Origin of the sequence: Pseudomonas sp. MH10 (assembly GCF_034353045.1) — a bacterium.
Classification (GTDB): Bacteria; Pseudomonadota; Gammaproteobacteria; order Pseudomonadales; family Pseudomonadaceae; genus Aquipseudomonas.
This window is the reverse complement of the sequence record NZ_CP133783.1, coordinates 4,688,457-4,715,044: the sequence shown is the minus strand read 5'-3', so window position 1 is coordinate 4,715,044 and position 26,588 is coordinate 4,688,457. Positions and strand designations below refer to the sequence as shown.

Genomic DNA, 26,588 nt, shown 5'->3' with positions numbered 1-26,588 from the left:
ATCCGGGATCACCAACTGCCATAAGGAATGCCGAAACGTTCGACGTATTGCTTCGAATCTTTGGTTTGTTGGAAGTAGTGCCCGTTTGATTTGCCAAGGTCCGGACCTAAAGGTTCTATCCCAACTTGAGCACGGTTGAAGGCGACTCGGCGTAAACACTCATCCCACACCCACACTTGAACAATACCGCCGGGGGCAAGTCCCAAGGTCATGCTGGGGTGCCAAGAAGCGGGTTCCTCCGGGTCCTCGGCGCACCGTCGAGCGATGGAGTGGCGCATCAATTGTCGGGCTTCTTCCGGGATCTCTATCCAGCCTTGGTAGGTTTGAGGCTCGACCGAGGACTGCCAGCGTACGAAGACCCGTTTCGGGAGATCGGCGCCGGTGACAAAACTCCCGTTTCCGCCGGTATCCGACCATCCTCTAGCATCTTCGATATCGTCGTTCTGGAAAACTTCAATGCCAATTCCACCGGCACCTAGGTGTGGGAAGAATCGGTTATTGATATCCACCACCGCGCCCATTTCGACCCAACCCGTCATATAGTACGGTGCAGAAAACCGTAAATCCCACCATGGGTGATGGGGGTCATTTACGCCAGACAATGGGTCGGCGGCTTGGCATCCTGCGATCAGAGCTAGACCCAATAATGCAGCGAGTTTTCTGATAATCATCCGGGATCACCAACTGCCATAAGGAATGCCGAAGCGTTCGACGTATTGCTTCGAATCTTTGGTTTGTTGGAAGTAGTGCCCGTTTGATTTGCCAAGGTCCGGACCTAAAGGTTCTATCCCAACTTGAGCGCGGTTAAAGGCGACTCGGCGTAAACACTCATCCCACACCCACACTTGAACAATACCGCCGGGGGCAAGTCCCAAGGTCATGCTCGGGTGCCAAGAAGCGGGGTCCTCCGGGTCCTCGGCGCACCGTCGAGCGATGGAGTGGCGCATCAGTTGTCGGGCTTCTTCCGGGATTTCAATCCAGCCTTGGTAGGTTTGGGGCTCAACCGAGGACTGCCAGCGCACGAAGACCCGCTTCGGGAGATCGGCGCCGGTGACAAAACTTCCGTTTCCGCCGGTATCCGCCCATCCATGGGCATATTCGATGCCGTCGTTCCGAAAAGCTCCGGTGCCGATAGCGCCGCCGCCTCTGCGTGGAAAGAATCGGTTATTGATATCCACCACCGCGCTCATCTCGACCCAACCCGTCATATACCTTGGTGCAGAAAACCGTAAATCCCACCATGGGTGATGGGGGTCATTTACGCCAGACAATGGGTCGGCGGCTTGGCATCCAGCGATCAGAACTAGCCCCAATAGTGCCCACAACTTCTTGATCTTCATCGTTCACCTTTGATTGCGTGTGGGTGTTGGACGCGTATGCCATTTGCAGTCGGTGCATTAAAGTAAAAAAGCTTTAGGCCTGTCCCATCTCGCTTAGTCACGGGGTTGTTCCAATGGGCAGAGGTATGGATATAGCGCAGTTTTAAAAGCGCCTCTTCAGCCGCAGTGGTGCTGTACTCACCTGCGACAAATTGATCACACAGCGATTGGAGTTCTTTAGGGAGCTTGTAGTCAGCACGCTGCTCCTCGATATCGATAAACCGTACCTTCTTTTGTTTCGCCAGCGTGTACATCACCCGCAAATAAACTCGCGATAACTCTCCTCGAACTGTTCGCTTGAGTTGTAAACCAGCAAACACTCTTTTTTGTCGGGGAGCCTGTCGATCCTGCGGGTCGATCGCTAACTCCGTAGAGGGCGGGGTTATAATCTCCAGCATCTCAGCGGGCCAGCCTTTAGCGATCATGTGCATTTTGGCCTGCAGCGCGTCGTAGTAAATGGATGTGGTTTTTACGTCACAGTTTTCCGCGACCGTCAGCGCCTGCATGGGGGTGATCAGCACGCATTCGTCCGCCTCGGCGCGATAGCCGCCTCCAACGTCCGAGTGGACTCCGGGCACGATAATTTCAGGATGATCGGGGCCTACTTTATTAAGGGCGAAATTGTCTCGACACTCGTCGCGGGCCACTAATTGCACCACGTGTCTGAAGTCTGACGGTGGCAACGCGATGTTTAACCCAGGGGTAATTGAACTGCTGACATTCAGCAAGTTACTCAACCCACCTGTAGCCGCCACGGTATCGAACAGGCCAATAAATCCAATGCGGATGTGTTTTTTGTATTGGCCCATGAATTTGGGGCTGAATGCAATCTTTTGGCTATTGAGCACAACGCCTAAGGGACCGTTCCTAACTTTGGCGACTTCTGTGGCAAAGTGCCTGGCCGCCGCGGCGCCTCGACTGAAACCGAAGACGTCAAAGATGATATGGGTGATTTCATTATTCGGATCTTGCTTATGTATATCCCGGATATGTCGACCTATCGCAACGAACACCGACTGCACACGTTCGGCCACGCCAGTCTCGCCACGCCCGAGGCTTGACCCGAGCTTGCTGTCTTCTTCTCCCGCCACAGTCCCTATACCGTCGACGTAGATTTTTCGGTAGGCGAACGAACTTTGTTCCCCTACCTCCGCTTCCTCGAACCTTTTGGGTGCGTGATAAAGGCGATATAACTTCGCTACATTGCTTAAATCATTCCCATAACTGCTGTCTGGATCCGCCATGTACGGCTTGCAACTGGCGTCGAGGTCTTGCGGCTGAATCGGGTGATGCGCGCCACACATAATGCCTTGCGCGGTGTTGCTGGCGTTATTGCAGGTGCCATCGAAGAACACACCAATGGTCAAGAAGACCGGCACCTTGCTTGCGCGCTCGCGTTTTTTCTGTTCCTCCACCCTGCGATAGACCTCTTGCCGGTGTGCCTCTCCTTGGGCAATTGCCGCCAGGAAGGGCTTTTGCATTTCTTCGCGGGCGGCGAGTTGCTGAGGGGTCATTTCTTTAGGCCGGTTCGCCAAACATACCCGGCAGGAATTGGGGTCGTGTTTTTCCACAAGCGGTACTCCTGAATAACTGTTCAAACACTAGCCGTTTTAGACTGCGCAACTATTTGCGCACTTGTTGCTCAAAATGGCGCACTTAAGACAAATGAGGCTGCTATAGGTGCAACCGCCCCAATACTGAAGTTCAGGCAGTCAGTGTATAGATACATATGTACTAATAATTTGGTTGCGGAAAAATACGACGATTAAGTTTATTTAACAAGCGGAATTATGCCATTTAAAAAACTCCAATTTCCGTTATCTGAGTGGGATATTTCCTACAGATAGTAGCGAGTTTCAAGTATTGGTAATCTCTATCATAAGTTTCGGAAGCGTCATCAGACGCCCCTGACATAGAACGGTAAAAAATCTTACATAGCGGATGTATTATCGCTCTTATTATTCGACCCAAGTCCGAAGAGCCCAATTATGACGTACGATAAAAAATAGGTTATTCGGTCAGCTTGCACGCTGACACCACGCAAGCACCTCGGGACCGCCTGACCCCACCGCGCAACTCTGAAGCGCCAAAGGACTACGCGCCCAAGACCCCAAATGCACCCGGCATGCTGGACGAGCATTACGGTTTGAAAAAGTGATGTGAGCGGCACGCATCAACAAAAAGCCCGCCGTTCGGAATGAATGGCGGGCTTTTTTGTATGGGCGCTGTGGGAGATTCTTGCCAACGAAAGCGTCATTGCAGGCGAACCAGGTTTTTCGGCTGAAATCGGCGGCGTGATGATGGCCTCTTCGCAGGCAAGCCTGCTCCCACGGGATTTGCGGCTGCTTGCGGTCGTCTGCGTCAATGAATCGTAGGGCTTGATTGCAAATCTCTGAAGGAGCGAATTCATTCGCGAAGGCCGCGACGCGCTGTTCCTGACCAGACCCGAATCTCTGTGGGAGTTCAGCTTGCCAACGAAAGCGTCATTGCAGGCGAACCAGGTTTTTCAGCTGAAATCGGCGGCGTGATGATGGGCCTCTTCGCAGGCAAGCCTGCTCCCACGGGATTTGCGGCTGCTTGCGGTCGTCTGCGTCAATGAATCGTAGGGCTTGATTGCAAATCTCTGAAGGAGCGAATTCATTCGCGAAGGCCGCGACGCGCTGTTCCTGACCAGACCCGAATCTCTGTGTGGCTTGCCAACGAAAGCGTCATTGCAGGCGAACCAGGTTTTTCGGCTGAAATCGGCGGCGTGATGATGGGCCTCTTCGCAGGCAAGCCTGCTCCCACGGGATTTGCGGCTGCTTGCGGTCGTCTGCGTCAATGAATCGTAGAGATTGATTGCAATCTCTGTGGGAGCGAATTCATTCGCGAAGGCCGCGACGCGCTGTTCCTGACCAGACCCGAATCTCTGTGGGAGTTGGCTTGCCAACGAAAGCGTCATTGCAGGCGAACCAGGTTTTTCGGCGGCGTGATGATGGCCTCTTCGCAAGCAAGCCTGCTCCCACGGGATTTGCAGCTGCTTGCGGTCGTCTGCGTCAATGGATCGTAAAGCATGATTGCTAATCTCTGAAGGACCTTCGCCAACAAGTTGGCCCCTACAGATGGCCGTTCGTCTTTAGAAACAGTAGTTTGATAAGCGCCAAATTGTGGCGAGCGTCGCCCCGCGAACCAAGCATGGCCCATAAAAAACCCCGCGAAGAATCTCTCCTTCGCGGGGTTTTTATGGACGCGTTGCGATCAGATCGCGCCGCGGCTCCGTAGCAGTTCCAGCACTTGCTTGACGCTGTCTTCAATGGATAGCGATTGCGTGTCGATCACCAGATCCGCATTCAATGGCACGTCGTACGGGAAGGATTCACCTGGGATGTTGTCGCCATCGGCGGCATACAGGCCTTGTGGGTCTCGCTCGCGGCAAACGGTAGGCGATGCCTGGACGTAGACCGTTATCAGACGATCAGCACCCAGCAGCGTTTTGGCTTGCTCCCGGCCTTCGGCGTCCGGCGCAACGAATGCCGCCAGTGTTAGCAAGCCCGCTTCGTTGAACTGACGCGCAACGTGCGCCGCACGCCGCCAGTTTTCAGTACGACCGGCACGGGTTTGCGGCAGGCCTTTATTCAGGTCGTGACGCAGGTTTTGGCCATCAAGGACGAACACCGCTCGGCCCATGTCGAACAGCTTGCGCTCCAGCGCGTAAGCCAAGGTGCTTTTGCCCGCGCCCGACAAGCCGCTGAACAACACCGTTGCTGGCTGCTGACCAAAGCGACGAGCACGCTCTTCAGTGGCTACGTGGGCTTTATGGTCGTGGTGGCTGGCACCGGCGACGATTGGCCGGGCGATGATCATGCCCGCGGCGACCGTGCCGTTGGTCAACCGATCAATGATGATGAACGAACCGGTGGTGCGGTTGCTGTCGTAACCGTCCAACGCAATCGCGGTGTCGAGGCTGACTTTGACGCGACCGATTTCGTTCAGCTTCAACTCGCTGGCAGGGCCTTCAGCCAAGGTGTTGACGTCGACTTTGTAGCTGATGCTGGCAATCGAGCCCGGTATGTAGCTGGTGGCGCGTTTGATGTCGTATTTCTTGCCCGGCAGCATCGGTTCTTCTGCCATCCACACCAGCATGGCGTCGAAGGTGTCGGAGATTTGCGGAATGCTGTCAGCGTGTACCAGCAAGTCGCCACGGGAGATGTCGATCTCGTCTTCCATGGTCAAGGTCACGGCCTGGCCGGGGCCCGCCTGTTCCAACTCACCATCGAAGGTGACGATGGATTTGACTCGGCTGGTTTTCCCTGACGGCAGTACGACGATTTCGTCGCCCTTGTGTACGACGCCGCTGGCCAATGTGCCGGCGAAACCACGGAAATTCAGGTTGGGACGGTTGACGTACTGCACCGGGAATCGCAGGTCGGTGAGGTTGCGATCAGCCGCCACTTCAACCGTTTCAAGGATTTCCATCAGCGTTTGGCCGGTGTACCACGGCGAACGCTCGCTGTGGTTCACCACGTTGTCGCCTTTTAGGGCCGACATCGGAACGAAATGCATGGTGGTCGGCTTGAGCGCGATGCCATCGGCAAAGCTTTTGTAATCGGCTTTGATCGACTCGAACACGCCTTCATCGAAGCCTTTTAGGTCCATCTTGTTGATGGCCACCACGATGTGCTTGATACCCAGCAACGACGCGATGAAGCTGTGACGACGGGTCTGGGTCTGCACGCCGTAGCGAGCATCCACCAGAATGATCGCTAAGTCACAGGTCGAGGCGCCTGTGGCCATGTTGCGGGTGTACTGCTCATGGCCAGGTGTGTCGGCGATGATGAATTTGCGTTTCGCGGTGGAGAAATAGCGGTAAGCAACATCGATGGTGATGCCCTGCTCGCGCTCGGCCTGAAGGCCGTCGACCAGCAATGCCAGATCGATGTCATCGCCGGTGGTGCCGACTTTCTTCGAATCGCGAGTAATCGCTTCCAAGTGATCTTCGTAGATCATTTTGGAGTCATGCAGCAAGCGGCCGATCAGCGTGCTTTTGCCGTCGTCGACGTTACCGCAGGTGAGAAAGCGCAGCAGTTCCTTGCGTTCGTGCTGGCCCAGATAGGCGAGGATGTCCTCGCTGATCAATTCAGATTGATGCGACATTGTGAGACACCCTGTTTAGAAATAGCCCTGACGTTTCTTTTCTTCCATCGACCCTGCGCCATCGTGATCGATGACTCGGCCTTGGCGCTCGGAAGTTCGCGTCAGGAGCATTTCCTGAATGATGTCGGTGAGGCTGGTCGCCTCGGACTCGACCGCGCCCGTTAACGGGTAGTCGCCCAGTGTGCGGAAGCGGACTTTCTTTTTGACGATGCGTGCGCGGTCTTCTTCGCTGAGGTGATTACGCAGGCGATCGTCGTCGATCATGATCCAGGTGCCATTCATCTCGATGACTTCACGTTCGGCCGCGAAATACAGCGGTACGATCGGGATGCCTTCGAGGTAGATGTACTGCCAGATATCGAGCTCAGTCCAGTTCGACAACGGGAATACGCGGATCGATTCGCCCTTGTTGACCTTGCCGTTATAGACATTCCACAGCTCGGGACGTTGGTTTTTCGGGTCCCAACGGTGTTTGTTATCGCGAAACGAGTAGACGCGCTCTTTGGCACGAGACTTCTCTTCATCACGACGTGCGCCGCCGAACGCCGCATCGAAACCATGTTTGTCCAGTGCCTGCTTAAGGCCCTCGGTCTTCATGATGTCGGTGTGCTTGGCGCTGCCGTGGGTCAGCGGATTGATATCCTGCGCAACACCATCGGGGTTGACGTGCACGATCAAGTCAAGGCCCAGCTCTTCAACCAGCCGGTCGCGAAAGGCGTACATTTCCTTGAACTTCCACCGGGTGTCGACGTGCATTACCGGAAAAGGCAGTTTTCCAGGAAAGAACGCTTTACGCGCCAGGTGCAGCATTACGGCTGAGTCTTTGCCGACGGAGTAGAGCATCACCGGGTTATCAAACTCGGCGGCAACCTCGCGGATGATATGGATGCTTTCCGCCTCCAGCTGTTTCAGATGCGTCAGTTTGTCGACCATGGCTACTCACGGAAACGTACAGATGAACGGCCAGCGGGCCGTGTTCGAGCCGCACACTTTATCACAGCGTCTGCTTATATTAGTGGCCTGGTTAGATCGAAACGATCTACCCATAGACCGCTTCGTTCGGGCTCAGATCGGGTTCGGGCAATCGATAAACAGATGCTCAAGCGCAAAGCGCTTTGCCAGATAATCGCCCAGCGCCTTGACTCCGTAACGCTCGGTGGCGTGGTGCCCGGCGGCGATGAAGCTGATGTTGTTTTCCCGCGCGCTATGGAACGTCTGTTCCGACGCTTCGCCGCTTAGATAAAGATCGACCCCTGCCAAGACCGCCTGATCGATATAGCCCTGACCGCCGCCCGTGCACCACCCCACGCGCCGAATCATCTCGCTGCCTTCGATCAGCAGCGGCTCACGACCGAGAACATCCTGCACCCGCCGAGCAAAATCGCGCGGTGTCATCGGCTCTGCCAATGAGCCCACCAGCCCGACGATGCGCGGGTTTTCCGGGTCCAGCGGTCCTTCTACCGTGATGTCCAGCTCCCGTGCCAGTTGCACGTTATTGCCCACGTCGGGGTGCAGATCCAGCGGCAGATGGTAGGCGAGCAAGCTGATGTCATGTTTGAGCAACGTCTTTAGGCGACGCTGTTTCATTCCGACAACGCAGGGGTCCTCGCCTTTCCAAAAATACCCGTGATGAACCAGGATCAAATCCGCTTGGGCTTCGACTGCTGCATCCAGCAACGCCTGACTGGCAGTGACGCCACTGACGATGCGCATCACTTGCGGACGGCCTTCGACCTGCAAACCGTTGGGGCAGTAATCCTGGATCCGCGCGCAGTTAAGGTAACGGTCCGCTTCCTCGACCAGGGTGCTCAGGGCAACAGCCATAAAAGACTCCTAAATAGGCAGTTCAGCGCTGCTAGGTACTCGTATAATGCCCGCCATTATGGCGCAACCCCGGCAAAAAGCTGCTGCGCTTGGCATTTCTCAGGACCTTTTCAATGTTCAAGGCACTGCGCTTCTTTGCTTGGCCCCTGCTGGCAGGTGTGCTAATCGCCATGCTGATTATCCAGCGTTACCCGCAATGGGTTGGCTTACCCAGTCAGGACGTTAATCTTCAACAAGCGCCGCAGTCGTCAACGGTACAACAAGGCCCGGTGTCGTATGCTGACGCGGTGACAATTGCCGCCCCCGCCGTTGCCAATCTGTACACCACCAAAGTCGTCAACAAAACGACCCATCCATTATTCGAAGACCCACAATTCCGCCGGTTTTTCGGCGATAACTTGCCTAAACAGCGGCGCATGGAATCAAGCCTCGGCTCAGCAGTGATCATGAGCCCCGAAGGCTACTTGCTGACCAATAACCACGTCACCAGTGGTGCCGATCAAATCGTTGTGGCGTTGAAAGACGGTCGTGAAACAACCGCGAGGGTCATCGGCAGCGATCCCGAGACCGACTTGGCAGTATTGAAAATCGATCTGAAAAACCTGCCATCCATTACCATTGGCCGCTCCGACAACATCCGCATCGGTGACGTCGCGCTGGCCATCGGCAACCCGTTTGGCGTTGGTCAAACAGTGACCATGGGCATCATCAGTGCCACCGGGCGTAATCAGTTGGGCCTCAACACCTACGAAGACTTCATTCAGACCGACGCTGCGATCAACCCCGGCAATTCCGGCGGCGCACTGGTGGACGCCAGCGGCAATCTGACAGGCATTAACACGGCGATTTTCTCGAAGTCCGGCGGTTCGCAAGGCATCGGTTTCGCGATCCCTGTGAAGCTGGCAATGGAGGTGATGAAGTCGATCATCGAACACGGCCAAGTGATTCGCGGCTGGCTGGGTATTGAAGTGCAGCCGCTGACCCAGGAGCTGGCTGAGTCATTCGGGTTGAAGGATCGCCCAGGCATTGTCGTCGCTGGCGTATTCCGCGATGGGCCTGCGCAGAAAGCCGGTTTGCTGCTGGGTGATGTGATTTTGAGCATCAACGGTGAGCCCGCCGGTGACGGCCGCCGCTCAATGAACCAGGTAGCGCGCACCAAACCAAGCGACAAAATCGCGATCCAGGTCATGCGCAATGGCAAAGAACTGACGCTAAACGCCGAGGTCGGATTGCGCCCACCGCCTGCACCAACACCGGTGGCGGAAGAGGAATAAATCGACCGCTGTAGGAGCCACTGTGGGACCACTGGGTACTTTACAAATCGCCCAAACCATCAACCAGCGCCTGGTTATGCTCAGGCGTACCGATGCTGATTCGCAGGAATTGCGCGATGCGCTCTTGCTTGAAGTGGCGAACGATAACGCCCTGCTCGCGCAATCTGGCTGCCAGACCTGCGGCGTCGTGCTGCGGATGGCGGGCGAAGATGAAGTTGGCCGCAGACGGCAATACCTCAAACCCCTTAGCCTCCAGTTGCTTGATCAAGACCTCACGGCTATCGATCACTGCCTTACAGGTGCGTTCAAAATACTGACGGTCTTCGAACGCAGCGGTCGCGCCGAGGATTGCCAAGCGATCCAGCGGGTATGAATTAAAGCTGTTTTTGACCCGCTCCAGCGCCTCGATCAGGTCTGGATGTCCTACAGCCAGACCCACTCGCAATCCTGCCAACGAACGCGACTTGGACACTGTTTGGGTAACTAGCAGGTTCGGAAAACGGTCCACCAGACTGATGGCGGTTTCGCCACCGAAGTCGATGTAAGCCTCGTCGACCACCACCACCGAGTCAGGGTTGGCCGTGACCATCTGCTCCACCGCGTCCAGTGCCAAGAGGCAGCCGGTGGGCGCGTTAGGGTTGGGAAAGATGATCCCGCCGTTGGGCCGGGCATAGTCTTCGACGCAAATCTGGAACTGTTCATCCAGTGCTATCGCGTCAAACTCGATGCCGTACAAACCGCAATACACCGGATAAAAGCTGTAACTGATGTCTGGGAACAACAAGGGTTTGTCATGGCGCAACAGTGCATTGAACACGTGTGCCAGCACTTCATCCGAACCATTACCCAAGAACACTTGATTGGGTTGCACGCCGTAATAGGTGGCAACCGCTTGCTTGAGCAGATCGCTGTTCGGGTCCGGGTACAGACGCAAATCGTCGGTCAGCCCGGCGCGCATGGCGGCCAGGGCTTTCGGCGACGGGCCATAAGGGTTTTCATTGGTATTGAGTTTAATCAGCTTGGTCAGCTTCGGTTGCTCACCCGGCACATAAGGCACCAAGGTGCTGACAAACGGACTCCAGAACTTGCTCATGCTTTTGTTCCTTGTTCGGTGCTGTCGACAATTCGGAACTCAGCGCTGCGGGCGTGGGCGGTCAACGACTCGCCTCGCGCCAATACCGATGCCGTTTTGCCCAATTCCGAGGCGCCTTGCTCGGAGCAATAAATGATCGACGAACGCTTTTGAAAATCGTACACGCCCAATGGCGACGAGAACCGCGCAGTACCCGATGTTGGCAACACGTGATTTGGCCCGGCACAGTAATCGCCCAAAGCTTCGGATGTGTGACGGCCCATGAAGATTGCGCCTGCGTGGCGAATCTGCGGCAGCCAGGCTTGCGGGTCGGCTACTGAAAGCTCAAGGTGCTCTGGCGCGATTCGATTGGCGACATCAATCGCTTGCTGCATATCAGCCACTTTAATCAGTGCGCCACGGCCGTTGATCGAGCTGCGAATGATCTCCGCACGCTCCATGGTCGGCATCAGCTTGGCGATGCTTGCGGCCACTTTGTCGAGAAACTCGGCGTCCGGGCTGATCAAAATCGCTTGGGCGTCTTCGTCGTGCTCAGCCTGGGAGAACAAGTCCATGGCTATCCAGTCCGGGTCGGTCAAACCGTCGCATACCACCAGAATCTCGGACGGACCGGCGATCATGTCGATCCCCACCTGGCCAAACACGTGGCGCTTGGCAGTGGCGACATAAATGTTACCGGGGCCAACGACCTTATCGACTTTAGGCACGCTTTCAGTGCCGTACGCCAAGGCTGCAACGGCTTGCGCGCCACCAATGGTGAATACGCGATCAACACCGGCGATGCAGGCCGCAGCGAGCACCAGCTCGTTGATTTCGCCACGCGGGGTCGGAACAACCATGACCACTTCGGTCACGCCAGCGACTTTTGCTGGAATCGCGTTCATCAATACTGACGACGGATACGATGCTTTGCCGCCCGGCACATAGAGCCCGGCGCGGTCCAACGGCGTGACCTTCTGGCCCAACACCGTGCCATCGGCCTCGGTGTAGGTCCAGGAATCCTGTTTCTGCTTTTCGTGATAAATACGCACGCGGTCGGCGGCTTTTTCCAGCGCGGTACGCTGTTCAGGTGTGATACGTGTCAACGCCAGTTCTAGCCGCTCGCGAGGCAAGATCAGCTCCGCCATGGACGCCACTTCAAGCCCATCGAAACGTCGAGTGAATTCCACCAAGGCTGCGTCGCCACGCTCACGAACAGCCTTGATGATCTCAAGCACGCGCTCATTGACTGAGTCATCGGACACACTTTCCCAGCTCAGCAGATGGTCCAGATGGCGTGCAAAATCTGGGTCAGCGGCGTTGAGTCGGCGAATTGCAGTGGTCGTTGTCATAGCGGAGGCCTCAATAATTGGCGGATGCTCAGGCGCCGGTAGACTACCAAGCCATCCGCGTGGGCACCTGAGAAATTTGGCTATGACACGGATAGATGGGCGCGACTCAAGGTCGCGCAGGTGAGTCAGCCGCGGTGTCGCGACTCGACTGCTTTGCGCAGCGTATCGATCAGCGCCTGAATGCGCGCGTGCTGCATCTTCATTGACGCCTTGTTCACCACCAGACGCGAACTGATAGTTGCAATCAGCTCCTGGGGCTCGAGACCGTTGGCACGCAGCGTGTTGCCGGTGTCGACAACGTCGATGATTTTATCCGCCAGACCAATCAGGGGTGCCAGTTCCATCGAGCCATACAGCTTGATGATGTCGACCTGACGACCTTGTTCGGCGTAGTAACGTTTGGCTACGTTGACGAACTTGGTCGCGACACGCAGACGGCCCTTTGGCTCGATCGCACCAATGGCACCGGCGGTCATCAAACGGCATTGGGCAATTTGCAGGTCCAACGGCTCATAAAGGCCTTGGCCACCGTATTCCATCAACACATCTTTCCCGGCCACGCCCAAATCGGCGGCACCGTGTTCAACGTAAGTCGGAACGTCGGTAGCGCGCACGATCAGCAAGCGCACATCGGCTTGGGTCGTGGTAATGATCAGCTTGCGACTTTTGTCCGGATCCTCGGTCGGCACGATGCCTGCTTCAGCGAGAAGCGGCAGGGTGTCGTCAAGGATGCGGCCCTTGGACAGTGCGATGGTTAGCATGGGAAACGTAAGTCCTTGGCAATCGGGCGCATCCATGCGCCCCACGAGTCCTGAATCAATGAGTCAGGACCTTGTGCTGAACGATCAAAACCTAGCCCGGAACGCGACGGATCTTGGCGCCGAGCATCTGCAGTTTTTCTTCGATGCATTCATAACCACGGTCGATGTGGTAAATGCGGTCGATCAAGGTGTCGCCCTGAGCAACCAACGCCGAAATGACCAGGCTGGCCGAGGCACGCAGGTCAGTTGCCATCACTGGCGCGCCTTTGAGCTTCTCAACACCGGTAACGACAGCGGTATTACCTTCAACCAGGATCTGCGCGCCCATGCGGTGCATTTCATACACGTGCATGAAGCGGTTTTCGAAGATGGTTTCGATAACAGCACCGGTGCCTTCAGCGATGGCATTGAGCGAGATGAACTGCGCTTGCATGTCGGTGGGGAACGCTGGGTACGGAGCGGTACGCACGTTGACGGCTTTTGGCCGCTTGCCGTGCATGTTCAGCTCGATCCAATCCTTGCCGGTGGTGATTTCAGCGCCAGCTTCTTGAAGCTTGAGCAATACTGCTTCGAGAATGGTTGGATCGGTGTCCTTGAGCTTGACACGACCACCCGTGGCCGCAGCAGCCACCAAATAGGTGCCAGTCTCGATACGGTCCGGCATCACTTTATAGGTGGCGCTGTGGAGGCGCTTCACACCTTCGATGGTGATGGTGTCGGTGCCCGCACCGGTGATGTTCGCGCCCATGGCGATCAGGCAGTTAGCCAGATCGACCACTTCCGGTTCGCGAGCGGCGTTTTGTAAAACGCTGCGCCCGTTAGCCAGGCTAGCGGCCATCATGATGTTCTCAGTACCGGTTACGCTGACGGTGTCAAAGAAGAAGTTCGCACCACGCAAGCCGCCTTCTGGCGCCTTGGCCTTGATGTAACCACCGTCAACGTCAATGGTTGCGCCCATGGCTTCGAGACCACGGATGTGCAAGTCAACAGGACGCGAACCAATGGCGCAACCACCCGGCAACGCGACTTCGGCGTAACCGAAACGAGCAACCATCGGACCCAACACCAAAATCGAGGCACGCATGGTTTTCACCAGTTCGTACGGGGCGATCAAGGTCTTGATGGTGCGGGCGTCGATTTCAACGCTGAGCTTCTCGTCGATCACAGGCTCAATGCCCATGCGGCCGAACAGCTCGATCATGGTAGTGATGTCATGCAAATGCGGCAGATTGCACACCGTCACCGGCCCATCGGCCAGCAAGGTTGCAGCAAGAATCGGCAGGGCGGAGTTCTTGGCACCTGAAATACGAATCTCGCCATCAAGACGAAAGCCGCCAGTAATAATCAATTTATCCATTAGAGTCTCGACGCCAATTGGCTCAGGTGCGCTCGGACCAAGCAGCGCGGCTGAAAAATTTCATGGTGACCGCATGGATGCTGCCATCGGCGATCCAGGGGTTTAAATGGGCATAGACCTGCTGCTGACGCTTGACTGGGCTGAGGCTAGCCAGCTCGTCACTGATCATGTTCAGCTGAAAATTGCAGCCTTCGCCTTCAACTTCTACCTGGGTTTCTGGCAGCTTTCCTTCAAGGAAGCTCTTAACTTCTACGGCCTGCATGCTTAACCTCAATCGGCGCCCTACGCGCGCGGGTCGGCCATCATACAAAAAAGCCTGCCCGCTGCGAACCCCGGATTAAAAGACTCGGACGGAAAGCGCTTTGGCGGGTCACCGAAAAGCGCTTTGTTTGACCCGCTGATGGCTATTGGTGTTGATCAAACAACTCGGTCAAACCGGAAACCTGCGCAATGTCGCGCATGTCTTCCGGCAGCGACCGAACACTGACAACCTTGCCAGCTGCTTTGGCGTCGCGCATGAATGCAAGCAGCAAAGACAGGCCGACGCTGCTGGATTTCTCCACTTCGGAACAATCCAGAATCAAGGCCGGCGCGTTGCTGGCCTTAATCAGCGCTTGGCCCTGCTTACGCAAGGCCGGGCCGCTGCGATAGTCGAGCACGCCACTCAGGTGCAACTCACCTGCGCCCAGACGAACAGCTGGCTCACTCATTGTGCTGGCTTCTCGGCGGCAGCATCAACGGTGGTTTTGGCCTTGGCAACTTCGCCTGCCCAGCCGTTGATCGTGGTGTCGAGGTTGTTGCCGTTCTGCCGCATGGCATCAGAGAACTGATCACGGAACAGCTTGCCAATGTTGATGCCGTTGACAATGACGTTGCGCACTTTCCACTCGCCATTGACCTTCTCAAGCGTGTAGCTCACAGGGTAAACCGCCCCGCCGTTGCCTTTGACGGACATGTCGACGCTGGTACGGTCGCCACTTTCGTCCTTGGCAGGGGAAACGGTAATGCCCTGGTTGTTGTATTCAAGCAGTGCGTTGCCATAGAACTGAAACAGACTGCGCTTGAAGTTTTCCTGGAACCGCTGCATCTGCTCAGGGGTGGCTTTCCCGGAGTACTTCACGGTCATGACGCTTTTTGAAATGCCCTCGGCATCCACTACCGGACCCACAATCCGGTTCAGCGCATCGTAAAACGCGCTTGGATTGGTTTTGTACTGATCTTTGTGGGCAGCCAAATCGGCCAGCAACGCTTTGGTCGTACCGTCCACCAGGTCATGCGCTGACTGGCTCGGAGCCGCATTCGCGAACAACGGAAGAGCCGTCAGCAGAATCAACAGGCTACGGCGCAAGGTTGAGAACATGGAGAAATTCCTCATTTGGCGTCTTTACTCACAGTGTTGAGCATGAATTTGCCGATCAGGTCCTCGAGCACCAGGGCCGACTGGGTGTCATGGATAACACCGCCGTCTTTAAGCAGCGCTTGATCGCCCCCTACGCTGATGCCGACGTATTTCTCGCCGAGCAAACCTGCGGTAAGGATCGAAGCCGTAGAGTCCAAAGGAAGATTATTCACCTGCTTTTGGACTTCCATGGTCACGCGCCCCGTAAAGGTGTCGTGGTCCAGATCGATAGCCGTGACCTTGCCGATGGTCACACCGGCCATGGTCACCTTGGCTCTGACAGTCAAACCGGCAATATTGTCGAAGTTTGCATAAAGTTTATAGCTGTCGTGGTTCGCGCTTGCGCTCAGACCACTGACACGCAAGGCCAACAAGATCAAAGCCAGGATCCCGGCCAGCAGGAAAAGGCCAACGCCGGTTTCCAGGGTGCGGTTTTGCATCAGAAATCTCCAAACATCAAGGCGGTCAAAATAAAGTCGAGGCCTAATATGGCCAGTGAGGCATACACCACGGTTTTAGTGGTAGCACGGCTGATCCCTTCGGACGTGGGCTCACAGTCATAACCCTGGAACACGGCAATCCAGGTCACTACAAAAGCAAAGATGATGCTTTTGATTACACCGTTCAGCACGTCGCTTTGGAAGTTCACGCTGTTTTGCATGTTCGCCCAGAAAGAGCCCTGGTAAACGCCGAGCCAATCAATAGCGACCCAAGAGCCGCACCAGATGCCGACCACGCTGAAAATCATCGCCAACAATGGCAGCGAAATAAACCCGGCCCACAAGCGTGGCGCAATGATGTATTTGAGTGGATCAACACCAATCATTTCCAGGCTGGACAGCTGCTCAGTGGACTTCATGTTGCCGATTTCGGCGGTCAATGCCGAACCTGCACGCCCCGCGAACAGAAGACCGGCAACCACTGGCCCCAGCTCACGCAGCAAGGTCAACGCGACCATTTGCCCGACCGCTTGCTCGGACCCGTATTTTTCCAGAATGCTGAAACCTTGAAGCGCGAGCACCATCCCGATGAAACCGCCCGACACGACGATAATCAGCAGGGACATCACACCCACTGAATGCAACTGCCTCACCAGCAACTGAAAGCTGCCGCCAATACCGCCACGGCCAAACAATGCATGGACCAGAAACAGCCCGGAGCGGCCCAGCACGGTCACCATGTCGATTGCAGATTGGCCGAACAGATTAATTCGGCCCATTAATGACTGTTTGCGCATCAGCGCTTCCCCAAAAGATCTTCGCGATAATCCGGTGCCGGATAGTGGAATGGAACAGGGCCATCCGGTTCGCCGGTCATAAATTGATGAATGCGCGGATTATCCGAGCCCAGCAACTCTTCCGGAGTTCCCTGACCCAGCACCTGACCATCGCCGACGAAATATAGATAGTCGGCAATGCTCGCGGTTTCTGCGAGATCGTGAGAAACCACAATACTGGTGATCCCCAACGCATCATTCAGCAGACGAATCAGCCGGACCAATACACCCATGGCAATCGGGTCTTGACCAACAAAGGGTTCGTCATACATCAGAATTTGCGGATCGAGGGCGATAGCCCTGGCCAACGCTACACGACGTTTCATACCGCCAGACAACTCGTCAGGCATCAAGTCGACCGCACCGCGCAGACCGACTGCCTGCAATTTAAGCAGGACAATGTCGCGAATCATGTCTTCTGGCAATTGGGTGTGAATACGGAGCGGAAACGCCACGTTTTCGAACACGTCGAGGTCGGTGAACAAGGCCCCGCTTTGAAACAGAACACCCATGTGCTTGCGAGCATCAAACAAATCGCTGCGCGACAATTCGGGCAAATTCTGGCCATTGACCCAGACTTCTCCGCTGCTGGGACGCAATTGAGCACCCATCAATCGTAGTAGCGTGGTCTTGCCGCTGCCCGAAGGCCCCATGATTCCGGTGACCTTGCCCCGCGGAACACGTATATCAATATTATTGAAGATGCTGCGCGCGCCGCGCTTGAAGGACACTCCCTTCAGCTCGACCGCGTAGGCGTTATCGACGCTCATCTAAACTCCTCACGAGGCGGCCTCACTCTCAGAAAATAAAATCCTTGGCGCTGTGCATGCACCGACTGGGTGGGCCGAACTGGCCGCGAACTATACCACTGCGCGCGCGCCTGTCCCACGGAAGAAGCCTCTTTCGCTCAGGGGCATGACAGATAATTCGAACAATTGCGAACCACTCTCCAAGAAGTTAGGACAGCCGCAATGCGCGAACCTCACTCAGACATAAGATCAAGGGTGAGGGAATCGGCCATTACCGCTATAATCGCCGCCTTTTCATCAGGCTAACCGTTTCCGACATGAGCCAATCCAGCGACCTGATTCAAACAGCACAACGCACCATCCGCCTCGAAATAGAAGCCGTAGAAGGTTTACTGGTGCATATCGACGCTGATTTCGTACGCGCTTGCGAAATGATTCTGGCCGGCAAGGGCCGCGTAGTCGTGGTCGGCATGGGCAAGTCGGGGCATATTGGCAAAAAGATCGCCGCCACCCTGGCAAGCACTGGCACCACGGCATTTTTTGTTCACCCGGCCGAAGCCAGCCATGGCGATATGGGCATGATCACCCGTGACGACATCATCTTGGCCATTTCAAACTCGGGTACAACGACCGAAATCGTTACACTTTTGCCCCTGATAAAACGCTTGGGCATCCAGATGATCAGCCTGACCGGCAATCCGGACTCGACGCTGGCCAAGGCGGCGGAAGTCAATCTGAATGTTCACGTCGAACATGAGGCTTGCACGCTGAACCTGGCCCCCACCTCCTCCACCACTGCGGCATTGGTTATGGGTGATGCGCTGGCCGTTGCGCTGCTGGAAGCACGGGATTTCACCGCCGAAGATTTTGCTTTTTCTCATCCTGGGGGCGCCCTGGGTCGACGGTTACTGCTCAAAGTAGAGCACGTCATGCACATTGGGGACGACTTGCCCAAGGTCCAACGCGGTACGCCGTTGCGCGATTCGCTGATGGAAATGACCCGTAAGGGCCTCGGCATGACCGCAGTGCTGGAGGCGGATGGTCGTTTGGCCGGGATATTCACCGACGGCGATTTACGCCGCACGCTTGATCGCGATATCGACATTCGCAAGGCAATGATCGACGACGTCATGACGGTCCACGGCAAAACCGCCCGCCCAGAGATGCTCGCGGCCCAAGCACTGAAGATCATGGAAGATCACAAAATTGGCGCACTGATCGTGGTTGACGAAAACGATCACCCTATCGGCGCTTTTAACCTGCAAGATCTTCTACGTGCGGGAGTGATGTAGTGAGCGACGCAAAAACGAACGATTTGCTGCAACGCGGCAAGAACATCAAGTTGGCGATTTTCGACGTTGATGGCGTACTGACTGATGGCCGCCTGTATTTTCTCGAAGACGGCAGCGAATTCAAGACATTCAATACTCTGGACGGGCAAGGCATCAAGATGCTGATCGCGTCCGGCGTAATCACCGCTATTATCAGCGGACGCAAGACCCCGGTGGTCGAACGCCGAGCAAAGAATCTGGGCATTCAGCATCTGTATCAGGGCCGTGAAGATAAGCTGGTCGTACTCGACGAATTACTGGCCCAACTCAACCTGAGTTACGAACAAGTCGCCTATCTGGGTGATGATCTGCCAGACTTGCCGGTCATTCGACGCGTCGGCCTGGGCATGGCGGTTGCGAATGCGGCCAGTTTTGTCCGGCAACATGCTCATGGCATTACCCTGGCTCGCGGCGGTGAAGGCGCAGCTCGCGAATTTTGCGAACTGATCCTGAACGCCCAAGGCAGCCTTGAAGCGGCCCACGCCGCCTACTTATAGAAGTTATTTATGCTGAGCAAAAAAATTCGCAGGTTCTTGATTCTGGGTGTGCTTGCACTGCTGGTCGCAGCGGCAGGCTACTGGAACATCAGCCCGGAAAGTTTTCTGGAGCAGAAAGCGGCAGTTGTCGATCCGGGCGCTATCGACTTCTACGCCACCAAGACGCACAGCCTGCAGTTCTTGCCTGACGGCAAACTTCAGTACGACATGACATCCGACAAGGTCGAGCATCTTAAGGCCTCGGACATCACGCTTCTGACCAACCCCGACCTGCAACTGTTTCGCGGCGCCCTGTATCCTTGGCACGTACAAAGTTTGAAGGGCGAAGTCTCGCCTGGCGGCACTCAAGTCGAGCTGATTGACTCGGTACGTGTCGCTCGAACAGACGAAAAGAACCGGACAACCATTATTACCAGTAGTCGAATGACGGTATTCCCACAGAAGCAATATGCGCAGACCGAGCAAGCCGTTAGAATCGACGGCTTCGGCGGTGTTACCACCGGAACGGGTATGAAAGCGTATTTGAACGACGGCAGGATGAACCTGCTCTCCCACGTAAGAGGACAGTATGAGGCTCGTTAAAACCCTCCCTTTTTTGCTCGGACTGGGCACAGTACTGGGAAGCGTGAGCGCTTGGGCTCTCCCGACGGACCGCGATCAGCCTATTCATATCCAGTCTGACGATGCGCAACTCGATGACAAGCAAGGCATTGCCACCTATAAAGGCAACGTCATCATCACCCAGGGCACCATGAAGATCACCGGCAACACGGTGACCATCACCCGAACATCTACCGGCGAAGTCAACGTCTTTACTTCGGTGGGCAATCTTGCTTACTACGAACAGACCCCCGAACTGAACAAGCCTATTGTTCAGGCCTACGGCGTGACTATTCAGTATTTCGCCCTTGATAACAAAATCGTCCTGATCGATAAGGCCAAGGTGATCAACGACGGCAACACCTCCGAAGGTGAAAAAATCATCTACGACACGGTGAAGCAGATCGTTAACGCCGGTCGCGCAAACGGCACCAAATTGACCGCGCCGCGACCCCGGATCGACATGGTCATTCAGCCAAAAAACAAACCCGACGCGCAGAAGGCCCCTTAATGGCGACGCTGAAAGCCCAGCACTTGGCTAAAGCCTACAAGGGTCGGCAGGTCGTACGCGATGTCAGCTTGTCTATCGACAGCGGTCAGATCGTCGGACTGCTTGGCCCTAACGGCGCAGGTAAAACAACCTGTTTCTACATGATAGTAGGCCTGGCACAAGCCGATCAGGGCCGTGTATTGATTGACGACCTAGACGTCAGCCACCAGCCAATGCACGGTCGTGCGCGGGCCGGGATCGGTTACCTGCCGCAGGAAGCGTCTATTTTTCGCAAGCTGTCGGTTGCCGATAACATCATGGCGATACTTGAAACCCGCAAGGAACTCGATCGCGCGGCCCGTCGCAAAGAACTGGAAAGCCTGCTGCAGGAATTCCACATCAGTCACATTCGCGACAACCTGGGCATGAGCCTTTCCGGCGGCGAACGCCGTCGCGTAGAAATCGCACGCGCCTTGGCAACTTCACCCAAGTTCATTTTGCTGGATGAGCCGTTTGCAGGTGTCGACCCGATTTCAGTGGGCGATATCAAGCAGATCATCTACCACTTGAAAGCCAAGGGGATTGGCGTTTTGATTACCGATCACAACGTTCGCGATACGCTGGATATTTGTGAAACGGCCTACATCGTCAACGATGGTCAACTGATCGCCGAAGGTAATTCAGAAACCATTCTGGCCAACCAATTGGTTAAAGAGGTTTACCTCGGCCATGAATTCCGCCTGTAAGGTCTGCGGTATTTCGCTCTTCACAGGCGACGGACGCTAGAATCTCGCGTTGGCAAGCATTTTAATTGTCAGCGCACTCTAGGCAAACACTTAGGTTTCAGGCATATAATTTGCTTAAGTTGGCGCTTCGGCGCCCTGTAGTAGATGGCGCATGAGCGCCGGCGAATAAGGTGTTAAGCCCCAGCCATGAAACCATCGCTAGTCCTGAGAATGGGCCAGCAGCTGACGATGACACCTCAGCTGCAACAGGCCATCCGCCTCCTCCAACTGTCGACCCTGGACCTTCAACAAGAGATCCAGGAAGCGTTGGAGTCCAATCCTATGCTGGAGCGCCAGGAAGAAGGCGACGACTTCGACAACGCCGATCCGGTTGCCGACAGCGTAGAGAAACCTAATCCTGACGTTCAGGAACCGACCTATCAGGAAGCTGCCCCCACGGTAGACAACCTGGAAGACGGCGACTGGAGTGAGCGCACACCCAACGAGTTGCCTGTTGATACGGCTTGGGACGACGTTTACCAGACCAGCACCAGCAGTCTGCCGAGCAACGATGATGACGAGTGGGATTTCACCACCCGCACATCCGTTGGCGAAAGCCTGCAGAGCCATCTGCTGTGGCAGCTGAACCTGGCACCAATGTCCGATACCGATCGCCTGATCGCCGTGACGTTGATCGACTGCATTAACAATCAGGGTTACCTCGACGAATCGCTTGAGGAGATTCTCGATGCTTTCGATCCGGAGATGGACGTTGAACTGGATGAAATAGAAGCGGTGCTGCACCGTATCCAGCAATTCGAACCTGCGGGTATCGGCGCTCGTAACCTGAGCGAATGCCTGTCACTGCAATTGCGCCAGTTACCGGCAAAAACCCGCTGGCTGGCAGAAGCACAGCGCCTGGTAGGCGATTACATCGACCTGCTCGGCAGCCGCGATTACAGTCAGTTGATGCGACGCATGAAGCTCAAGGAAGATGAGCTACGCCAAGTGATCGAACTGGTACAGAGCCTCAACCCGCGTCCAGGTTCGCAAATTGAATCCGCTGAAGCCGAATACGTCGTGCCCGACGTGATCGTGCGCAAAGACAACGAACGCTGGTTGGTGGAACTTAATCAAGAGTCGGTGCCACGCCTCCGGGTCAACCCTCAGTACGCAGGCTTCGTTCGCCGGGCCGATACCAGCGCCGACAACACGTTCATGCGCAATCAACTGCAAGAAGCCCGCTGGTTCATCAAGAGCCTGCAAAGCCGCAATGAAACCTTAATGAAGGTGGCGACGCAGATTGTCGAGCATCAGCGCGGCTTTCTTGAGTACGGTGACGAAGCGATGAAGCCGTTGGTCTTGCATGACATCGCAGAAGCGGTCGGCATGCACGAGTCGACAATTTCCCGGGTGACCACTCAGAAATTCATGCACACCCCCCGTGGCATTTACGAACTGAAATATTTCTTTTCAAGCCACGTAAGCACCTCAGAGGGCGGTGAGTGTTCGTCCACAGCCATCCGCGCGATCATCAAAAAACTGGTTGCAGCGGAAAATCAGAAAAAGCCGTTGAGTGACAGCAAGATCGCTGGTTTACTGGAGGCACAAGGCATTCAGGTAGCCCGTCGCACGGTCGCCAAATACCGCGAATCACTAGGCATCGCGCCTTCGAGCGAGCGCAAGCGATTGATGTGACGAGGACTTGAAGCTGTAGCGTTCCAGTGGCAGGTATTTAGCCTGCCTCTTTATGCACTGGCAACGAAGGAGACGCTGTATGCAAGTCAACATCAGTGGACACCAGCTAGAAGTGACAAAGCCCCTGCGTGAGTACATTGAGCTCAAACTCAAAAAGCTAGAAGGGCACTTTGACAAGATTACAAATGTGCAGGTAACGATGGCGGTCGAGAAACTGAAACAGAAGATCGAAGCCACGCTGCACATCCACGGTGGGGAGGTAGTCGCTAACGCAGAACATGACGACATGTATGCGGCCATCGATCTACTTACTGACAAGCTCGACAGACAATTGCTCAAGCATAAGGAAAAGCAGCAGAACATCCTTAAAGGTGCGACAGCTCGCTAAACACTCCCAACTCATGATCCGACTTGAAAATATCCTGACCCCCGGCCGTTCCATCGTGAATGTGCCGGGCGGCAGCAAAGAAAAAGCACTCAGGCAAGTTGCCAATCTGATCGGCCATGAACTGCCAGGTCTGGATTCGCACGATATCTTCGAGAAGCTGACCGCTCGCGAAAAACTCGGTTCGACCGGTTTTGGCAACGGCATCGCCATCCCACACTGCCGCCTGAATGGTTGCAGCGACCCTATCAGTGCCTTAATTCATCTGGATGCCCCGATTGACTACGACGCCATTGATGGCGCTCCAGTTGATCTGTTATTCGTTCTGCTTGTACCCGAAGCCGCCACAGACGCTCACCTTGAGTTGCTGCGACAAATCGCCAGCATGCTCGACCGCAAAGATGTGCGTGACCGGCTGCGCGGCGCAAAAAGTAGCGAGGCTCTCTACCAGGTGGTTCTGGACGTGCAGAACGGACATTAATCATGCGAATGATCATCGTCAGTGGCCGATCTGGCTCCGGCAAAAGCACCGCGCTCAATGTGCTGGAAGATAACGGCTTTTATTGCATCGATAATTTGCCCGCCGGCCTGCTTCCCGAACTGGCTGACCGCGCCCTTGTTCATACCGAATTGGCGGAACCGCTGGTCGCCGTCTCAATTGACGCGCGGAACCTGCCGAGCCATTTATTCCGCTTTCCACAGCTGCTCGAAGAACTCCGCAGTCGGCACATTCAATGCGATGTGCTGTACCTGGACGCAGACGAAGAGACGCTGCTCAAACGCTTCTCGGAAACCCGTCGCCGCCACCCACTAAGCAGCGCCAATCGCTCGCTGGCTGAAGCGATACGAGACGAAAGCTCCCTGCTCGGCCCGATCATTGACCTGGCTGACCTGAAGATCAATACCACGCTCCTCAATCTCTATCAGCTGCGCGACATGATCAAGCTGCGCTTGTTGAACAAGCCGGAGCCAGGAACCGCATTTTTGGTGGAGTCGTTTGGCTTCAAGCGCGGCATGCCGGCGGACGCAGATCTGGTATTCGACGTGCGCTGTCTGCCGAACCCATACTGGAAGCCAGAGCTGCGTGAACAATCAGGTCTCGACCAACCCGTTATCGAGTACTTGGCCGCTCAGCCTGACGTTGAAGAGATGTTCCAGGATATCTACACCTATTTGAACAAATGGTTGCCGCGCTTTGCCGCCAGCAACCGTGCTTACGTCACTATTGCCATTGGCTGCACCGGCGGGCATCACCGTTCCGTCTACCTGACCGAGCGTTTGGGTCAGGTGTTGCAGCAATCCCTCAAGAACGTTCAGGTTCGCCACCGCGACCTCAACTGATAGGACTTACATCGCGATGCCCGTTCATCAAATTACCATTATCAATAAGCTCGGACTGCATGCGCGTGCCGCAGCAAAATTCGTCGGCGTCGCTGGCAGGTTTCCGTGCAAGATTCGAGTCGGTCGCGACGCTGAAAGTATGGTCGACGGCAAGAGCATCATGGCCGTTATGATGTTGGCCGCCGGCAAAGGCACTGATATTCACCTGCACACCGAAGGCGATGAAGAACAAGCGGCACTGGATGGGTTGATTGCGTTGATTAACAACCGGTTTGATGAGGGCGAGTGATCTGCTCTAACAGCGATTCCGGCAGACCCTGAATAGTAGGCGCTAAACATTCCATCGCAGCCTTCGCCAGCCCCTACAATTCCAATATTTGTAATTCAGTCAGTTGAATTTGGTCCCCCAGATGATTCACATCGTTCTGTAGGAGCCAACCTGTTGGCGAAGCGGTCAACCTGATTTACACGCATCAGGCCCCTCGCCAACAAGTTGCTCCTACAGATAGGGGGCCATTTAGCTCCCTGCCACCGTCATCCGCTCGATCAACACCGAACCCGTGCGAATGTTACTGCGCAGTTCAAGATCGCTGCCGATGGCGACGATTTGTTTGAACATGTCCCGCAGGTTGCCAGCGATGGTGACCTCCTGAACCGGGAATTGAATCTCGCCGTTTTCAACCCAAAAACCCGCTGCGCCACGGGAGTAATCACCCGTGACCATGTTCAAACCGCTGCCCATCAACTCGGTAACCAACAGGCCGCGTCCCATGCGACGCAATAAGGCCGCCTGATCTTCAACGCCATGGGTGACGAACAGGTTATGCACGCCGCCTGAGTTTGCGGTACTCGGCAAGCCCAGCTTGCGCCCGGAATAGGTGCCCAACACGTAAGACACCAGATCACCATTCTCCACAAATGGTTTGGCGTAGGTCGCCAGCCCGTCGCCGTCGAACGCAGAGCTGCCCATGGCGCGCATCAGGTGAGGACGTTCGTCGAGGGTTAGCCATTCAGGGAACAAACGTTGGCCCATAGCGCCTTCGAGAAATGACGACTTACGGTAAAGATTGCCCCCGGAGATGGCCGACAAGAAATGTCCGAACAAGCCGCCCGCCAGTTCCGCAGAAAACAATACCGGGACTTCGCACGTCGGGACCGGCCGTGCGCCCAAACGGCTAGCGGCACGTTGCGCGGCACGTCGACCGATACTCTGGGCGTCAGCCAACAGCTCCCCTTGACGGCTGACGTCATACCAGTAGTCGCGCTGCATCTGGCCGTCGCCTTCGGCAATCATCACGCAGCTCAGGCTGTGACGGGTCGAAGCAGAGCTACCGATGAAGCCGTGGCTGTTGCCATAAACACGGCAGCCTTGATGGGTATTAAGCGTAGTGCCGTCGGCATTCTTGATCCGGCTGTCGGCGTCAAACGCCGCCGCTTCACAGATCAAAGCGCGCTCAATGGCTTGTTCCGGCGTTATGTCCCACGCGTGAAACAGGTCGAAATCCTGCAACTCTTTAGCCATCAACGCGGCGTCGGCAAGGCCCGAGCTTTCGTCTTCGGACGTATGCTTGGCGATGGCTAGCGCCGCAGCCACTGTTTCACGAATGGCGTCAGCGCCGCTGGCCGACGTACTGGCAGAGCCTTTGCGCTGGCCGACATACAGGGTAATACCGAACCCTTGGTCGCGATTAAATTCGACGGTTTCCACTTCGCGTTGCCGAACCGATGTCGACAAACCCTGTTCCAGCGATACCGCGACTTCACAGGCGCTAGCGCCCTGGCGCTTGGCTTCAGCGAGAATCTGCTCTACCTGATCTTGCAGTGCCGGCAACGCTTGTGGGCCGACGCTTTGAGATTCACTCATGACTTTCTCCATCAAATTCTGCTTTCGGCATAGGCCGAATACCGACCGGGCCGGACAAGCGGCCCCCGACTGGTTATCATG

General features: G+C 55.7%; 30 protein-coding genes and 1 pseudogene. 13 read left to right on the top strand and 18 right to left on the bottom strand.

Translation table 11 applies throughout. The features are described 5' to 3' along the window. Positions 1-8: 8 nt before the first annotated feature. The 3 genes from RHM59_RS21205 to RHM59_RS21195 are packed head-to-tail and all read right to left on the bottom strand — an operon-like array spanning position 9 to position 2,950. Positions 9-665, bottom strand: coding sequence for a DUF2931 family protein (locus RHM59_RS21205; RefSeq protein WP_322286737.1), 657 nt, complete (start codon positions 663-665; stop codon positions 9-11). Between the two features lie 12 nt (positions 666-677). After that, entirely contained in the window at positions 678-1,334 is a 657-nt protein-coding gene (locus RHM59_RS21200) for a DUF2931 family protein (RefSeq protein WP_322286736.1), read from the bottom strand. A 2-nt stretch (positions 1,335-1,336) separates the two neighbouring features. After that, the gene (locus RHM59_RS21195) at positions 1,337-2,950 is read right to left on the bottom strand and encodes a phospholipase effector Tle1 domain-containing protein (protein ID WP_322285331.1); all 1,614 of its coding nucleotides are present in this window, start codon (positions 2,948-2,950) and stop codon (positions 1,337-1,339) included. A gap of 449 nt (positions 2,951-3,399) precedes the next feature. Here RHM59_RS21195 and RHM59_RS21190 point away from each other — a divergent pair. Next, positions 3,400-3,537: pseudogene (locus tag RHM59_RS21190) on the top strand (DUF1043 domain-containing protein); the annotation flags it as partial. Between the two features lie 43 nt (positions 3,538-3,580). Next, complete coding sequence (locus RHM59_RS21185; RefSeq protein WP_322285330.1) at positions 3,581-3,754, top strand: hypothetical protein; 174 nt, start codon at positions 3,581-3,583, stop codon at positions 3,752-3,754. Between the two features lie 131 nt (positions 3,755-3,885). Here the strand turns inward: RHM59_RS21185 and RHM59_RS21180 are convergent, their stop codons facing one another. The 4 genes from RHM59_RS21180 to RHM59_RS21165 all read right to left on the bottom strand — a co-directional run bounded on the left by RHM59_RS21180 (position 3,886) and on the right by RHM59_RS21165 (position 8,336). Then, positions 3,886-4,320 carry a hypothetical protein gene (locus tag RHM59_RS21180; protein ID WP_322285329.1) on the bottom strand — a complete coding sequence of 145 codons (435 nt, stop codon included), beginning with the start codon at positions 4,318-4,320 and terminating at the stop codon, positions 3,886-3,888. 296 nt (positions 4,321-4,616) lie between these two features. Further along, on the bottom strand, positions 4,617-6,512 hold the full coding sequence (gene cysN / locus RHM59_RS21175; protein ID WP_322166046.1) for a sulfate adenylyltransferase subunit CysN: 1,896 nt from the start codon (positions 6,510-6,512) through the stop codon (positions 4,617-4,619). Positions 6,513-6,527: 15 nt separating this feature from the next. Continuing rightward, on the bottom strand, positions 6,528-7,445 hold the full coding sequence (gene cysD, locus RHM59_RS21170; RefSeq protein ID WP_322166047.1) for a sulfate adenylyltransferase subunit CysD: 918 nt from the start codon (positions 7,443-7,445) through the stop codon (positions 6,528-6,530). A gap of 132 nt (positions 7,446-7,577) precedes the next feature. Beyond that, the gene (locus tag RHM59_RS21165; protein ID WP_322166048.1) at positions 7,578-8,336 is read right to left on the bottom strand and encodes a Nif3-like dinuclear metal center hexameric protein; all 759 of its coding nucleotides are present in this window, start codon (positions 8,334-8,336) and stop codon (positions 7,578-7,580) included. 113 nt (positions 8,337-8,449) lie between these two features. On the opposite strand from RHM59_RS21165, the gene algW reads away from it, so the two are divergent. Further along, positions 8,450-9,610, top strand: coding sequence for a Do family serine endopeptidase AlgW (gene algW / locus RHM59_RS21160; RefSeq protein ID WP_322166049.1), 1,161 nt, complete (start codon positions 8,450-8,452; stop codon positions 9,608-9,610). Positions 9,611-9,650: 40 nt separating this feature from the next. Here the strand turns inward: algW and hisC are convergent, their stop codons facing one another. The 10 genes from hisC to RHM59_RS21110 form a co-directional block, all read right to left on the bottom strand. After that, positions 9,651-10,703 (bottom strand): histidinol-phosphate transaminase, encoded by a 1,053-nt coding sequence (hisC, locus tag RHM59_RS21155; RefSeq protein ID WP_322285328.1) that lies wholly within the window; start codon positions 10,701-10,703, stop codon positions 9,651-9,653. After that, complete coding sequence (gene hisD / locus RHM59_RS21150) at positions 10,700-12,034, bottom strand: histidinol dehydrogenase (RefSeq protein WP_322184912.1); 1,335 nt, start codon at positions 12,032-12,034, stop codon at positions 10,700-10,702. The genes hisC and hisD overlap by 4 nt, the downstream gene beginning before the upstream one ends. Positions 12,035-12,159: 125 nt before the next feature. Beyond that, entirely contained in the window at positions 12,160-12,795 is a 636-nt protein-coding gene (gene hisG, locus RHM59_RS21145) for an ATP phosphoribosyltransferase (protein WP_322166052.1), read from the bottom strand. 91 nt (positions 12,796-12,886) lie between these two features. Next, positions 12,887-14,152, bottom strand: a complete 1,266-nt coding sequence (gene murA, locus RHM59_RS21140; protein WP_322166053.1) for a UDP-N-acetylglucosamine 1-carboxyvinyltransferase — start codon at positions 14,150-14,152, stop codon at positions 12,887-12,889. A 22-nt stretch (positions 14,153-14,174) separates the two neighbouring features. Beyond that, the gene (locus RHM59_RS21135) at positions 14,175-14,414 is read right to left on the bottom strand and encodes a BolA family protein (RefSeq protein WP_322166054.1); all 240 of its coding nucleotides are present in this window, start codon (positions 14,412-14,414) and stop codon (positions 14,175-14,177) included. A 142-nt stretch (positions 14,415-14,556) separates the two neighbouring features. Then, the gene (locus RHM59_RS21130; RefSeq protein ID WP_322166055.1) at positions 14,557-14,862 is read right to left on the bottom strand and encodes an STAS domain-containing protein; all 306 of its coding nucleotides are present in this window, start codon (positions 14,860-14,862) and stop codon (positions 14,557-14,559) included. Beyond that, positions 14,859-15,512, bottom strand: a complete 654-nt coding sequence (locus tag RHM59_RS21125; protein WP_322166056.1) for an ABC transporter substrate-binding protein — start codon at positions 15,510-15,512, stop codon at positions 14,859-14,861. The genes RHM59_RS21130 and RHM59_RS21125 overlap by 4 nt, the downstream gene beginning before the upstream one ends. 11 nt (positions 15,513-15,523) lie before the next feature. Continuing rightward, positions 15,524-15,991 carry an outer membrane lipid asymmetry maintenance protein MlaD gene (gene mlaD / locus RHM59_RS21120; RefSeq protein ID WP_322166057.1) on the bottom strand — a complete coding sequence of 156 codons (468 nt, stop codon included), beginning with the start codon at positions 15,989-15,991 and terminating at the stop codon, positions 15,524-15,526. After that, positions 15,991-16,788 (bottom strand): lipid asymmetry maintenance ABC transporter permease subunit MlaE, encoded by a 798-nt coding sequence (gene mlaE, locus RHM59_RS21115; protein ID WP_322166058.1) that lies wholly within the window; start codon positions 16,786-16,788, stop codon positions 15,991-15,993. The genes mlaD and mlaE overlap by 1 nt, the downstream gene beginning before the upstream one ends. After that, positions 16,788-17,597, bottom strand: coding sequence for an ATP-binding cassette domain-containing protein (locus RHM59_RS21110; RefSeq protein ID WP_322285327.1), 810 nt, complete (start codon positions 17,595-17,597; stop codon positions 16,788-16,790). The genes mlaE and RHM59_RS21110 overlap by 1 nt, the downstream gene beginning before the upstream one ends. 296 nt (positions 17,598-17,893) lie before the next feature. Between RHM59_RS21110 and RHM59_RS21105 the strand changes: the two genes are divergently transcribed. The 10 genes from RHM59_RS21105 (at position 17,894) to RHM59_RS21060 (ending at position 24,932) form a co-directional block, all read left to right on the top strand. Then, complete coding sequence (locus tag RHM59_RS21105; RefSeq protein WP_322166060.1) at positions 17,894-18,868, top strand: KpsF/GutQ family sugar-phosphate isomerase; 975 nt, start codon at positions 17,894-17,896, stop codon at positions 18,866-18,868. Next, positions 18,868-19,404, top strand: a complete 537-nt coding sequence (locus RHM59_RS21100; protein WP_322184908.1) for an HAD family hydrolase — start codon at positions 18,868-18,870, stop codon at positions 19,402-19,404. The genes RHM59_RS21105 and RHM59_RS21100 overlap by 1 nt, the downstream gene beginning before the upstream one ends. A 9-nt stretch (positions 19,405-19,413) precedes the next feature. Continuing rightward, positions 19,414-19,986 (top strand): LPS export ABC transporter periplasmic protein LptC, encoded by a 573-nt coding sequence (gene lptC, locus RHM59_RS21095; RefSeq protein ID WP_322184906.1) that lies wholly within the window; start codon positions 19,414-19,416, stop codon positions 19,984-19,986. Next, on the top strand, positions 19,973-20,515 hold the full coding sequence (gene lptA, locus RHM59_RS21090) for a lipopolysaccharide transport periplasmic protein LptA (protein WP_322166063.1): 543 nt from the start codon (positions 19,973-19,975) through the stop codon (positions 20,513-20,515). Before lptC ends, lptA begins: the two co-directional genes overlap by 14 nt. Further along, positions 20,515-21,240 (top strand): LPS export ABC transporter ATP-binding protein, encoded by a 726-nt coding sequence (gene lptB, locus RHM59_RS21085; RefSeq protein WP_322166064.1) that lies wholly within the window; start codon positions 20,515-20,517, stop codon positions 21,238-21,240. The genes lptA and lptB overlap by 1 nt, the downstream gene beginning before the upstream one ends. A gap of 186 nt (positions 21,241-21,426) precedes the next feature. After that, a complete protein-coding gene (locus tag RHM59_RS21080; RefSeq protein WP_322184904.1) occupies positions 21,427-22,917 on the top strand; it encodes an RNA polymerase factor sigma-54 in 1,491 nt (496 codons plus the stop codon). Positions 22,918-22,996: 79 nt separating this feature from the next. Next, complete coding sequence (hpf, locus tag RHM59_RS21075; RefSeq protein ID WP_065832888.1) at positions 22,997-23,305, top strand: ribosome hibernation-promoting factor, HPF/YfiA family; 309 nt, start codon at positions 22,997-22,999, stop codon at positions 23,303-23,305. A 13-nt stretch (positions 23,306-23,318) separates the two neighbouring features. Beyond that, entirely contained in the window at positions 23,319-23,783 is a 465-nt protein-coding gene (gene ptsN / locus RHM59_RS21070; protein ID WP_322166066.1) for a PTS IIA-like nitrogen regulatory protein PtsN, read from the top strand. Positions 23,784-23,785: 2 nt separating this feature from the next. Then, positions 23,786-24,643: an RNase adapter RapZ gene (gene rapZ / locus RHM59_RS21065; RefSeq protein WP_322166067.1), complete on the top strand. Its 858-nt coding sequence runs from the start codon at positions 23,786-23,788 to the stop codon at positions 24,641-24,643. Positions 24,644-24,659: 16 nt separating this feature from the next. After that, on the top strand, positions 24,660-24,932 hold the full coding sequence (locus RHM59_RS21060; protein ID WP_322166068.1) for an HPr family phosphocarrier protein: 273 nt from the start codon (positions 24,660-24,662) through the stop codon (positions 24,930-24,932). A gap of 228 nt (positions 24,933-25,160) precedes the next feature. Here RHM59_RS21060 and pmbA read toward each other — a convergent pair whose 3' ends face one another. After that, positions 25,161-26,507: a metalloprotease PmbA gene (gene pmbA, locus RHM59_RS21055; protein ID WP_322166069.1), complete on the bottom strand. Its 1,347-nt coding sequence runs from the start codon at positions 26,505-26,507 to the stop codon at positions 25,161-25,163. Between the last annotated feature and the right edge of the window lie 81 nt (positions 26,508-26,588).